This is a genomic window from Heyndrickxia sp. FSL W8-0423 (assembly GCF_038009395.1).
GTDB classification, from domain to species: domain Bacteria; phylum Bacillota; class Bacilli; order Bacillales; family Bacillaceae_C; genus Heyndrickxia; species Heyndrickxia sporothermodurans.
This window is the reverse complement of the sequence record NZ_JBBPBE010000001.1, coordinates 3,253,974-3,265,800: the sequence shown is the minus strand read 5'-3', so window position 1 is coordinate 3,265,800 and position 11,827 is coordinate 3,253,974. Positions and strand designations below refer to the sequence as shown.

The 11,827-nt window shown below is 34.8% G+C and carries 13 protein-coding genes; 11 read left to right on the top strand and 2 right to left on the bottom strand.

Annotated features, from left to right (window positions below):
- Window positions 1-7: 7 nt before the first annotated feature.
- The 5 genes from ypeB to MKY81_RS16675 all read left to right on the top strand — a co-directional run bounded on the left by ypeB (window position 8) and on the right by MKY81_RS16675 (window position 3,752).
- A complete protein-coding gene (ypeB, locus tag MKY81_RS16695) occupies window positions 8-1,357 on the top strand; it encodes a germination protein YpeB (protein WP_325945997.1) in 1,350 nt (449 codons plus the stop codon).
- Window positions 1,358-1,454: 97 nt separating this feature from the next.
- Window positions 1,455-2,105 (top strand): flagellar brake protein, encoded by a 651-nt coding sequence (locus MKY81_RS16690; protein WP_066228698.1) that lies wholly within the window; start codon window positions 1,455-1,457, stop codon window positions 2,103-2,105.
- Window positions 2,106-2,192: 87 nt separating this feature from the next.
- Window positions 2,193-2,396, top strand: a complete 204-nt coding sequence (locus tag MKY81_RS16685; RefSeq protein ID WP_066228695.1) for a YpfB family protein — start codon at window positions 2,193-2,195, stop codon at window positions 2,394-2,396.
- A 94-nt stretch (window positions 2,397-2,490) separates the two neighbouring features.
- The gene (gene cmk, locus MKY81_RS16680) at window positions 2,491-3,171 is read left to right on the top strand and encodes a (d)CMP kinase (protein WP_066228692.1); all 681 of its coding nucleotides are present in this window, start codon (window positions 2,491-2,493) and stop codon (window positions 3,169-3,171) included.
- Window positions 3,168-3,752: a lysophospholipid acyltransferase family protein gene (locus MKY81_RS16675; protein WP_325946003.1), complete on the top strand. Its 585-nt coding sequence runs from the start codon at window positions 3,168-3,170 to the stop codon at window positions 3,750-3,752. The genes cmk and MKY81_RS16675 overlap by 4 nt, the downstream gene beginning before the upstream one ends.
- A gap of 329 nt (window positions 3,753-4,081) precedes the next feature.
- Here the strand turns inward: MKY81_RS16675 and MKY81_RS16670 are convergent, their stop codons facing one another.
- Window positions 4,082-5,308: an IS110 family transposase gene (locus tag MKY81_RS16670; protein WP_108073350.1), complete on the bottom strand. Its 1,227-nt coding sequence runs from the start codon at window positions 5,306-5,308 to the stop codon at window positions 4,082-4,084.
- Between the two features lie 434 nt (window positions 5,309-5,742).
- On the opposite strand from MKY81_RS16670, the gene rpsA reads away from it, so the two are divergent.
- On the top strand, window positions 5,743-6,882 hold the full coding sequence (gene rpsA / locus MKY81_RS16665) for a 30S ribosomal protein S1 (protein ID WP_341118370.1): 1,140 nt from the start codon (window positions 5,743-5,745) through the stop codon (window positions 6,880-6,882).
- 96 nt (window positions 6,883-6,978) lie between these two features.
- Here rpsA and MKY81_RS16660 read toward each other — a convergent pair whose 3' ends face one another.
- The gene (locus tag MKY81_RS16660) at window positions 6,979-7,113 is read right to left on the bottom strand and encodes a YpzI family protein (protein WP_066228686.1); all 135 of its coding nucleotides are present in this window, start codon (window positions 7,111-7,113) and stop codon (window positions 6,979-6,981) included.
- A gap of 104 nt (window positions 7,114-7,217) precedes the next feature.
- Here MKY81_RS16660 and MKY81_RS16655 point away from each other — a divergent pair, with 104 nt between their 5' ends.
- The 5 genes from MKY81_RS16655 to MKY81_RS16635 all read left to right on the top strand — a co-directional run bounded on the left by MKY81_RS16655 (window position 7,218) and on the right by MKY81_RS16635 (window position 11,699).
- Window positions 7,218-7,820, top strand: a complete 603-nt coding sequence (locus tag MKY81_RS16655; protein ID WP_108071372.1) for a YphA family membrane protein — start codon at window positions 7,218-7,220, stop codon at window positions 7,818-7,820.
- A 249-nt stretch (window positions 7,821-8,069) separates the two neighbouring features.
- Window positions 8,070-9,380 carry a ribosome biogenesis GTPase Der gene (der, locus tag MKY81_RS16650; RefSeq protein ID WP_341118369.1) on the top strand — a complete coding sequence of 437 codons (1,311 nt, stop codon included), beginning with the start codon at window positions 8,070-8,072 and terminating at the stop codon, window positions 9,378-9,380.
- 43 nt (window positions 9,381-9,423) lie between these two features.
- Window positions 9,424-10,464 carry an NAD(P)H-dependent glycerol-3-phosphate dehydrogenase gene (locus MKY81_RS16645; protein WP_107920392.1) on the top strand — a complete coding sequence of 347 codons (1,041 nt, stop codon included), beginning with the start codon at window positions 9,424-9,426 and terminating at the stop codon, window positions 10,462-10,464.
- A 288-nt stretch (window positions 10,465-10,752) separates the two neighbouring features.
- Window positions 10,753-10,956: a DUF2768 domain-containing protein gene (locus MKY81_RS16640; protein WP_066228678.1), complete on the top strand. Its 204-nt coding sequence runs from the start codon at window positions 10,753-10,755 to the stop codon at window positions 10,954-10,956.
- A 35-nt stretch (window positions 10,957-10,991) separates the two neighbouring features.
- A complete protein-coding gene (locus MKY81_RS16635) occupies window positions 10,992-11,699 on the top strand; it encodes a hypothetical protein (protein ID WP_445663933.1) in 708 nt (235 codons plus the stop codon).
- Window positions 11,700-11,827: the final 128 nt, after the last annotated feature.

Here is an 11,827-nt window from a genome sequence, read left to right as displayed (position 1 = left end):
GAGAAAAATGATTAGAGGTATTATAATTACAGTTCTTACGCTCGGGGTAATTGGTACAGGCGCTTGGGGCTATCAGGAACATCGGGAAAAAAACGCAATATTAATGAATGCTGAAAACAATTACCAACGAGCATTTCATGATTTAGCTTATCAAATGGATACTTTACATGACAAAATTGGTACGACATTAGCGATGAATTCCAGAAAATCATTGTCGCCTGCACTTGCTGATGTTTGGAGGTTAACATCTGAAGCCCATAATAATGTCGGTCAATTGCCTTTAACATTATTACCATTCAACAAAACAGAGGAGTTTCTTTCAAATATCGGTAAATTCAGCTATCGAACAGCAGTAAGAGATTTAGATAAAGAACCTCTCACAAAAGATGAGTACGGAACATTAAAAAAGTTATACTCACAAAGTGCAAACATTCAGGATGAATTGCGTAAAGTACAACATCTTGTATTAAAAAATAATTTACGTTGGATGGACGTTGAAATGGCCCTTGCAACGGGAAAAGAAGCATCCGATAACACGATTATTGATGGTTTTAAAACCGTGGAAAAAACGGTTAAGGGTTACGACGAATCCAATATGACGGATCCCTCACTAATGAGCTATCAAAAGAAAAATCAAAACTTTGAGGATGCACCAGGGAAAAAAATTAGCAAGGAAGAAGCAATTCAGATTGCGAAAAAGTTTACAAATAAGAATAACCTTTCAAAGGTGAAAGTAACTGAAAGTGGAAAAGGTTCAAAATTTGGGTTTTTTAGTGTGACCTTTGTTGATAGTAACGGAAATGAAGGAAATATAGATATTACTAAAAAAGGCGGTCACCCTATTTATTTTATTGAACGAAGGGATATTGCAAAGCAAAAGCTTAGTTTAAATGAAGGAATGAGCTCAGCGAAAAAGTTTATCGATAATAATCATATTAAAAATATGGAAGAATTTGAAACGACCCAATACGATACGATAGGGGTATATTCATTTGTAACAGTTGAAAATGGTATTAGAATATACCCCGAGACATTAAAAATAAAAATAGCCTTAGATAATGGTGAAATAGTGGGCTTCACTGCACAAGATCTTTTAAAGAATAAAAAGAAACGAAATATTCCTAACCCTAAATTAAGTAAAAAAGAAGCAAAAAAACATATAAATCCAAATTTGAAAATCATGGAAGATCGACGATCCCTAATAGTCAATGACTTAGGAAAAGAAGTCCTATGCTATGAATTTTTAGGGACACTAAATAATGATACGTATCGAATTTTTATTAATGCCGATTCGGGTGTAGAGGAAAAAGTAGAAAAGTTAAAAAATGCCGAAAAGGTTTATGAAAACACTCTTTAAGAAAGGCGCTTGCCTTTCTTTTTTTTTCTAGAAAAGTTCAAATAGTAATGTCATAATAATTATATAATTAAATTTGATTAGGAAGGATTGCAAGGGAATGCTAAATGTGGGAACGGCCCTTACGCTTGAATCATTAGAAGATGATGGTGAGAAATATAAATGCAAAATAGCGGATATCGATGAGGATAAAATTTATATTGATTATCCTATTAGCTTAACGACAAACCGTACTGCTTTTCTTTTAAATTCATTTCAATTAAATGCAGTCTTTATTACCGAAAACAACGTGGCGTACCAATTTCGAACTCAAGTAATAGGAAAAATAAAAAAGAATATCCCATTAATTATTTTACAATTGCCACCTAAGGAAACATTTAAAAAAATTCAACGGCGACAATTTGTTCGTGTGAATGCCGCTATTGACATTTCAATAAATTGTAAAGAATCTAATTGTCATTTTACTACGATTACTGAAGATGTTAGTGCAGGAGGATGCGCAGTATTATTACCTAATAATATAAAGCTTGTCCAAAATGAAATAGGTAATATGATACTTGTTCTACCAATGCATTCAGGAGAATATCACTATATTCAAACAAATTTTAAAATCATTCGTATTAATGAAGGAGAAAAAAATATAGCTTCAATCGAATTTATTGATATTCAAGAAAAAGATAAACAGCTTTTATTCCGCTTTTGCTTTGAAAAGCAGCTAGAGTTACGAAAAAAAGGATTATTAAAAAACTAACTTTTAGTAACTTCGTATAAAATGTTTCCATAAACCCAATAATGAAAAACAAATTACTAATATTCGTTGTTGGAGGAGTGGAAGCCTTTGAAAACAATTGAGCGCTGGTTTATAAAATTAATTGTCATTCATTTTATGTTTTTATTAATTATCCAAGTGTTTTTACATAGTTCACGTTACTTTCAAGACTTACAAAAAATCACCATTTATGAAGGCGTAAATAAAATGAATGAGACTCCGATTGTTGAAACATGGAGCCATTTAATAGACGATTATAATGAAGGCAGATAATTTTCTGTCTTCTTTTCTTTATTGATAAAATATATGTTAAAATAAAAAAGATATTGTGAAATAAGGTAATTTTATTAGATTAGGGTGGAATGAAATGAACAAAAAAATTAGAATCGCAATTGATGGTCCTGCAGCTGCCGGAAAAAGTACAGTTGCTAAAATTGTGGCAGAAAACTTGTCGTTTATATACATAGATACGGGAGCTATGTATCGATCATTAACACTTAAGGCCATTGAAAATGAAGTGGACATAAATAATGAAGAAGCGTTAGCAGATCTCCTGCATGCGACATCAATAGAACTTAAACCGGGTAAAAACGGACAACTTGTATTTGTCGATGGAATTGATGTAACGAATGAAATTCGTCAAGGTCACGTAACAAACAATGTATCAAATGTTTCAAAACATCGTTTAGTGCGTGAAGAGATGGTAAAGAGACAACAAGCCTTCGCAAAAGATGGTGCTGTTGTTATGGATGGGCGGGATATTGGAACACATGTTATCCCTGATGCAGAATTAAAAATCTTTTTACTTGCGAGTGTAGAAGAACGCGCGGTAAGACGTCATAACGAAAATATTTCAAAAGGTTATCCATCAGACCTTGCTCAATTAAAAAAGGAAATTGAACAGCGGGATAAGCTTGACTCTGAACGTGAAGTTGCCCCTTTGAAAAAAGCAGAAGATGCAATTATTATCGATACTACATCGCTATCTATCGATGATGTTGTAAATAAAATAATGAACTTAGCTAATGAAAGGATCGAATTAGCGTGACATTTTATTCTTTTGCAAAAGTCGTTGTATGGAGAATTTTTAAACCTCTATTTAGAATTCAAGTAATAGGATTAGAGAACTTTCCTAAAAGTGGCGGGGTTCTTTTATGTCCTAATCACATCGATAATCTTGACCCGCCGGTTGTTGGTATTACCGCCCCAAGACCAGTTATCTTTATGGGGAAAGAAGAATTATTTAAAACACCTGTCATTAAAACATTAATGAAACACTTAAATGTCTTCCCTGTAAAGAGGGGAATGAACGATAGGGAAGCTTTGAGAAAAGGGCTAAAAGTACTTAAAGATAATCAAGTATTAGGATTATTTCCGGAAGGCAAGCGAAGTAAGACTGGTGAACTCGGTGAAGGTCTTTCCGGTGCCGGATTTTTTGCGTTAAGATCGGAAGCGGCAGTTGTTCCATGTGCAATTATCGGTCCGTATAAGCCGTTTAAAAAATTGAAAGTTGTATATGGTCAACCGATTGACATGAAGGAACTACGTGAAAAAAAAGCAAGTGCAAGTGAAGTTACCGCTGTTATAATGGACCATATCAAAAAATTAATAGAAACTCATCGTTGCTAAGTCTCTTTACTTGACAAAATGTAGCATTTGTTAGAAGTTTATAGAAGGATTATATTTTGAATTATAAGAAATTAGAAAAGCATGGAAGCTAAATGGATATATTTATTCGAGTTTCATAGAGAAACAAAGAACTCAAAAACACATGTAGCATCTGCTTTCGGTATTTAGATTAAGACTTGTGGTAATAAGTCAAGAGAAAATCCATAAAAAATAAAGTTGATTTTGGACTTTCAAAGGAAAAAAAGGCGCACTGAACTAAACCCGCACCATCACAAGAACGCTTGTTCGGGTTTGCTGAAAGGATTCAAAAGCAGCTATTTGCTTTTGAGTTACACGCTCCTTTTTGGCGTGTAGAGTTGGTGATTGCGTAGTAGCACATCCACCAAACGCACTAATTTTCTTGCAGTCATGACAAGGGCTCTTTTGTGTTGAAATTTCGGAACTTCTTTATACTTCTTTAAGTAAAATTCACGATAGGCGGGTTCATTTCGTTGGACCGAGTTGGCAGCTTCAACTAAGTAATAACGAAGATACTGATTTCCCGACATGACTCGTGGTGTTCGTTCCGATTCATAGTCGCCTGATTGCGATTTTTTCCAGAAGAGACCGGCATATTTAGCTATTTGCGCTTGTGTTTCAAATCGATCAATTTGACCGATTTCGGCGATAATCCCTGCCGCATAAACCGGACCAATACCCGGCACGCTTTTCAAGCACTGTCCTTCTGGAATAATGTGAAATAGGGACTCAATCCCTTTTTCTAACTCTTTGACCTGGTTTTTAAGTGTTTGAATGAGTTTGGCATAGGTGGCCAATACGACATCAACGGAGTCCTGTACGACCTTGCCTAAACGGTAGGAGTCACGAATCGCCTTTTGGATGGATTTCGCAACTTTTTCTGGCTGACGAAAGCGACCTTTTCCTCTCTCTTGAAGGAACTCAGCCAGCTCTTCCAGCTCCATCTGAGCGATCTCATCCAGCGAAAAGGATTCAGCGAACAACTCCATCATGGTCGAACCAAAAACAGAAGTATCTACTTCATTGGTCAATGTATTGCACTTGTAATAGAGATTTTCAAGGAAATGCTGCTTACACTCGGTCAATTGATGAATGACCTGATAACGAGAACGCGTTAAACGCTGAAGGGCAACATACTTTTCTTCCTTGATGATGGTTTTATTATAGCGCCCAAACCGAAGAAAGTCGGCAATCCGAAATGCATCAATTTTATCGGTTTTATCTTCTTCAAATAAGCCTTTAAACCGATGGATCGCCTTTGGATTTTGAACCACCACTTCCACCCCAATCCGTTTTAAGTCGGCATCGTTATCTAAAAGATGCGCAGGGTGAAAGCTATACACAGAGGTGGATTCCATGCCGACAATGATTTTTTCGTAATGGGATTGTCCATGATAAGCTAAGATATTTTCTTTAATCTGGTTCGCTCCATGAATATCGTTTGGAAAAGTCGTTTCTTTTAAACGTGTGTCTTCGCTGTCCAGAAAACACACATCAAGTTTTTTAGAGCTTACATCAATACCTACAAATAAATTCACGGAAAGGACCTCCTTTCATTTGATTATGGAATAAGCTTGGATACTGCGGGATATCCCTAGAAACAATGGTCTGGCAACAGCCTCGCGTATGAGTATTCAAAAGGTGCGTCTCTAAAAGCTGCCCCAATGTCCACTAACATTGGTATAGAAATACACCGATACAGCTTGTGTGTTTGCAGTACAACCATTGTCTGGGTCACAGTCTTTAATCGTAGTCGAACTACAGGAGGAAACAGCATATTCCCAGTTGGATCCATTCCAATGTCTATTATCCAGGGATATCCCCCAGTATCCAAGCAATTCGGGTTGTGCTATTTATGAATATAAAGAGAGAGCAGCATTGCCTCCATCATAGATAGCAATATCTTAATTATTTAGTTATCAAAGAACAATAAAAGCAATTTCTAAAACTTATTATACGAGGAGGAATACATATGACAGATGAGATGAATCAAGTAGAAGTAAGGACCTTTTCAGAAAATGACAAAGTAAAAGGAACTGTTACAAAGGTTGAGGAAAAGCAAGTTCTTGTTGCTATTGAAGGTAGCAAAATAGACGGTATTATCCCAATCAGTGAATTATCAAGCCTTCATATTGAAAAAGCATCGGACGTTGTAAGTGTCGGTGATGTCCTTGATCTCGTTGTCACAAAGGTCGAAGAGGAAGCTCTTGTTGTTTCAAAACGGAAAGTTGACGCAGAATTGGCGTGGGATGAATTGAAACAACGTTTTGAAAATAATATTGTGTTTGATGCAGTTGTTAGTGATGTAGTTAAAGGTGGCTTAGTGGTTGATTTAGGAATTAGAGGGTTTGTTCCGGCATCACTTGTTGAAGATTATTATGTTGAAGACTTTGAAGATTATAAAGGCAAAACATTGTCATTTAAAATTGTTGAATTAGATCGCGAAAAGAACCGAATTATTCTCTCTCATCGAGCAGTCGTTGAATCAGAAAAATTAGAGAAAAAGAAACAGGCTTTAAAACAAATACAAGCTGGACAAACACTCGAGGGAGTTGTTCAGAGAATTACAGATTTTGGAGCTTTTGTTGATATTGGCGGTGTAGACGGACTTGTTCATATTTCTCAATTGTCCCATGAGCATGTCGATAAACCGTCTGATGTTCTTGAAGAGGGTCAAACAGTTAAAGTGAAAGTACTTTCTGTTGATCATGATAATGAACGAATTTCTTTATCCATTAAAGAAACTCAACCAGGGCCATGGGCAAATATTGAAGAGAAAGCACCTAAAGGAGCAGTTTTTACGGGTAAAGTGAAAAGATTAGTTTCTTTTGGCGCATTTGTTGAGGTGCTACCGGGTGTTGAAGGATTAGTTCATATTTCTCAAATTTCCCATAAGCATATAAATACCCCACATGAAGTATTAAAAGAAGGTCAAGAAGTGCAAGTGAAAGTATTAGATGTAAACTCTGAGGAAAATCGTTTGTCACTTAGCATTAAAGATCTTGAAGAGCGTAATACAGAAGAAGTTATTGATTATGAACTTCCGGAGGAAGCAAAAGGCTTTCAATTAGGAGAAGTAATTGGTGAAAAGTTAAAAGAATTGAAAAACTAAATTTAAAATAAAAACTCTCATTACGAGAGTTTTTTATTTTTGATTAAATATATATAGCTTTCCTGTCCAGCTGCAGCGTCTAGCGCTCAGCTTTTCTTATCCTCTTTGGTTTTTTCTAGCATCTTCCGGTCCTTCAAGCTTTGTTGATCCGTTATAGTGTAGTGCTTGGTCGCGATCTGACTCTACTCGACGACTTGCCTTCAACTTTTTTTCTTGCCGATCTTTTCCCATTGCAAAACACCTCCCTCGATAATTAGCATTTGTACAGAAAAAATTACTATTCATGGTTAGAACTTTTTTTCTTTTCCCATAATGAAAAGAAAGGAGGTGTTTTTGTGAGTGGATTTTTTTATTTATTTTTTCTTTGGAGTGTCTGGATTTTCTCGACTTTTATCATAAGTAAACAAAATAAAATAAGAATCTGGTTAGCGACATTATCATTGCTTTTATTAATTCTTTTTCCGTATAAAATCAATTTATTTACATTAACAATTCAATTGCCATCATTAGTAATGTTAGCTATTTGCTTTTATCATTTCTCAAAACTTTCACTCGTGAAGAAGATATATATGTTTGTAGCAATTCTCATCATGATGACTGGTTTTTGTGGTATGTTATTATTGGAATTATATGATCCGGTTTGGATGTTTTTTGATCGTCGATTTTTACTTGGAGGGTTTCTCTTCTTATTGTCAAAGCTACTTTTTTCACAAACATTATATTCTCAAATCATTTGTACAACTGCAGGAACTTTGCAAGGAGAGGTTATCTATTCGCTTATTCTAAAAAAATGGAATTTTCCCTATACGATAGGGAGTGCTGATTATTTAGATGTATATACAATATTTTTAAGTATAAGTTTTACTTGGACATTTATGAATTATGCATTTTCGAATATTTCTACGAAAAGTAATATTGAAAGAGAAAAGCAAGGTTAAATTTTCATTAATCGCTTATCTCTTCCAATCTATTTATTGCTTGTCAAACATATTATTGATAAACTATCTAGGTTAGTCGTTTACAACATCAATTTTTTATAAGCTCTGTTAAACTTGGTTGTTGATTTTTCGCTGCAGATGCTCGCTTCAATTAACTAGTACAAAAATCAACATAGCACTTTAACGTAGCTTTTTAATCAACAAAAAGTGAATGAGATGGAAGAAAATATATATGAAAGGGTGATTACGGTGACAAAACCAGTTGTCGCGATTGTAGGTCGTCCGAATGTAGGGAAGTCAACAATTTTTAATCGCATTGTCGGTGAACGTATTTCTATCGTTGAAGATGTACCCGGGGTTACTAGAGATCGAATTTACAGTTCTGCGGAGTGGTTAGCTCATGATTTTAATATTATTGATACTGGTGGTATTGATATTGGAGATGAACCATTTCTTGAACAAATTAGAAGTCAAGCGGAGATTGCTATTGATGAGGCAGACGTTATTATTTTTATCGCTAGTGGACGTGAAGGAATTACCTCGGCTGACGAAGTAGTTGCAAAAATTTTGTATAAATCAAAAAAGCCTGTCGTTTTAGCAATAAACAAAATTGATAATCCAGAAATGAGAGATCAGATTTATGATTTCTATTCACTTGGATTTGGTGATCCCTTTCCTATTTCAGGGGCACATGGAATTGGATTAGGTGACCTTTTAGATGAAGTAGCCAAACACTTTCCTAAGTCCGAGGATACAGAATATGACGAGGATACAATTAAATTTAGTTTTATTGGACGGCCTAATGTTGGAAAATCATCACTTGTAAACGCTATACTAGGAGAAGAGCGTGTAATTGTAAGTGATATTGAAGGAACGACTCGGGATGCAATTGATTCGATGTACACGTTCGATGATCAAAAATATGTCATTATTGATACGGCAGGGATGAGGAAAAAAGGGAAAGTGTATGAGAGTACCGAAAAATATAGTGTTCTTCGTGCACTACGAGCTATTGAACGATCAGATGTCGTCTGTGTTGTATTAAATGGCGAAGAGGGAATAAGAGAACAGGACAAGCGTATTGCTGGCTATGCCCATGAAGCTGGTAGAGCAATAGTAATTGTTGTGAATAAATGGGATGCGGTTGAAAAAGACGAAAAAACGATGAAAAAATTCGAAGAAAATATTCGCGAACATTTTCTCTTTTTATCGTATGCACCAATCGTATTCTTGTCAGCCAAAACGAAAAAAAGAGTCCAAACATTAATTCCAGTTATTCAAACAGTTAGTGAAAATCATGCCATGCGTGTTCAATCAAGTATTTTAAATGAAGTGATTATGGATGCTGTTGCAATGAATCCTACACCAACGGATAAAGGGAAGAGGTTAAGAATTTACTATGCCACACAAGTGGCTATTAAACCACCAACCTTTGTTGTTTTCGTTAATGAACCTGAACTAATGCATTTTTCTTATGAGAGATTTTTGGAAAATCGAATACGTGATGCATTTAATTTTGAAGGAACACCGATAAAAATTATTTGTCGTCGAAGAAAATAAGTAAAGCACGGGCGCTATATTATTTGATAATTAGGTGATGAAAATGACTTGTAAAAATGAAAAAATTGCAGTAATTGGTGCAGGTAGCTGGGGGACAGCACTTGCAATAGTACTAGCTGATAATGAACATGAAGTTCACTTATGGGGTCATAAGAAAGAGCAAATTGAGGAGATAAATCGTTCTCATACAAATAAAAAATATTTACCTGATATTCAATTATCCGAATCTATCATTGGCTATGATTCTTTAGAGATGGCAATGAACGGCATTAATAATATTGTACTCGCCGTTCCGACAAAGGCTATTCGTGAAGTGTTAGGGAAAATTGCCAAGTTTCAAACAAAACCAATTACAATTATCCATGTTAGTAAAGGGATTGAACCTGATACATTACTTAGAATTTCAGAAATGATTAAAGAAGAATTTCCAAATGATCTCTTGCAAGACATTGTTGTTTTATCTGGACCGAGTCACGCCGAAGAAGTAAGTTTAAGGCATCCAACAACCGTAACTGTTTCCTCGGAAAATGAAGAAGCCGCTAAGCATGTGCAAGATTTATTTATGAACCAAAATTTTCGTGTTTATACCAATTCGGATATTATTGGTGTCGAAATTGGCGGTGCGTTGAAAAATATTATTGCATTAGCCGCAGGGATCTCTGATGGTCTTGGTTACGGTGATAATGCCAAAGCAGCATTAATTACTAGAGGATTAGCTGAGATAGCTCGATTAGGAACAAAAATGGGCGCTAATCCGTTAACATTTTTAGGCCTTTCTGGTATTGGGGATTTAATTGTTACATGTACTAGCGTTCATTCAAGAAATTGGAGAGCTGGAAATATGCTTGGTAAAGGAATGAAACTTAATGAAGTGCTGGAAAATATGGGGATGGTTGTAGAAGGTGTAAGAACAACGAAAGCAGCACACCAGCTGGCGAAAAAATATGATGTACAAATGCCAATTGCAAATGCTTTGTACAGTGTATTATTTAATGAGTTTAATCCAAAGGAAGCGGTCGACAGCTTAATGGGTAGATTAAAAACACATGAAAACGAAGATTTAACAAATTTATTAAATGATTAATTATCTTCTTATTAGGCATTCGACGATGCAAAACTGTATGAAATTGCATAAAATGCCATGAAGTAAAAGCTTTAAACTAGTGGAATGGGTATCTGTCTAATATTTTTACTGAGGTAAGGTTAACGCCGCTTACCTCAGTTTTTTTATTTTCAGTTACTTTCATTTTTTAAAACAACAATCCATGCTAGCGATTAGTAAGGAATATGTTATAATATGTTCCGTAGTTTGTAGAAAATTAATCTAAAATATGTAGCATGCACCAAATTTTTTGAAAAGGTGGAAATAGGTATGTCTGAATCGATGCTGAAAATGTGGATTTCCATTGCAGGAATGGGTTTATTGGCCGTTGCGATGATTGCCATTTATTTTAGTAGGTACAAAATTAAAATGAAATTATTAAAAGCGATTACTGCATTATTTGCATATTTATGTTTAATTGTTGGCGGCATTATTATGGTATTTGTTGTATTTACTGGACCAACAGGCAATTAAAATTATACCTTTTCGGAAAGGATTGAAATAGTATTTTGAAGAGATTTACACTTCTAATTCTAGTTTTATCATTGATTGCACTTTTAAGTGGATGTATGTATCCTCAAGATAAGTTAGCAAAAAATCAAGTGCCTTATGAAAGTCAAATCGAAGAAGTTCAAAAAGCAGTTAACAAATTTCAAAAGGATAATGATGGAATACTTCCCATTAAAACAAAAGATCAAAGTACACCAATATATGAAAAATATCCAATAGATTTTAAAAAGATGATTCCAAACTATTTATCGGATGCTCCGGGAAATTCATATGAAAATGGGGGTATTTTTCAATATGTTCTAATAGATGTTGAAAACAAACCTAAAGTGAAAATATTTGATTTACGGATAGCTGAGAAAGTAAGAGAAATACATATGCGTATTGACGCTCAAGGGTATCCTCCTTTCAAAGACCAAGTTAGTAAAAATGTATATACGATTAATTATAAAAAAATTGGATATAAAGAGGAGCCGTATGCAATTTCTCCTTATACGAACAATAATCTTCCCTTTGTAATCACAACAAAGGGAGAGATTTATGTGGATTACAGCAGTGACTTATACCAAGCTTTAAAAAATAATAAAGAACATGTGAAACAAGGGGAAGATATTCGCTCTATACTAACGAAAAACTCGCAGTTTGTTCCAGCGTACTCTTTACCTTATACAGTGGATGAAAAAAACGAACCTATTTTTTTGACAAAGTAGTCATAACCCTTTCTTTACAAAATATATTGTAGAGGAAGGGTTTTATTTTTATGGCTTTGTTATTATTTTATGTTGAAATGGGAATTATCCTCTATTTTTCGAAGAATAAGTTAACATGGCCAAAAATG

Bases quoted from the DNA above. Each gene is read 5' to 3' on its own strand.
- ypeB (WP_325945997.1), top strand. From the start codon at position 8: ATGATTAGAGGTATTATAATTACAGTTCTTACGCTCGGGGTAATTGGT.
- MKY81_RS16690 (WP_066228698.1), top strand. From the start codon at position 1,455: ATGCTAAATGTGGGAACGGCCCTTACGCTTGAATCATTAGAAGATGAT.
- cmk (WP_066228692.1), top strand. From the start codon at position 2,491: ATGAACAAAAAAATTAGAATCGCAATTGATGGTCCTGCAGCTGCCGGA.
- rpsA (WP_341118370.1), top strand. From the start codon at position 5,743: ATGACAGATGAGATGAATCAAGTAGAAGTAAGGACCTTTTCAGAAAAT.
- MKY81_RS16660 (WP_066228686.1), bottom strand. From the start codon at position 7,113: ATGGGAAAAGATCGGCAAGAAAAAAAGTTGAAGGCAAGTCGTCGAGTA.
- MKY81_RS16645 (WP_107920392.1), top strand. From the start codon at position 9,424: ATGACTTGTAAAAATGAAAAAATTGCAGTAATTGGTGCAGGTAGCTGG.
- MKY81_RS16640 (WP_066228678.1), top strand. From the start codon at position 10,753: ATGTCTGAATCGATGCTGAAAATGTGGATTTCCATTGCAGGAATGGGT.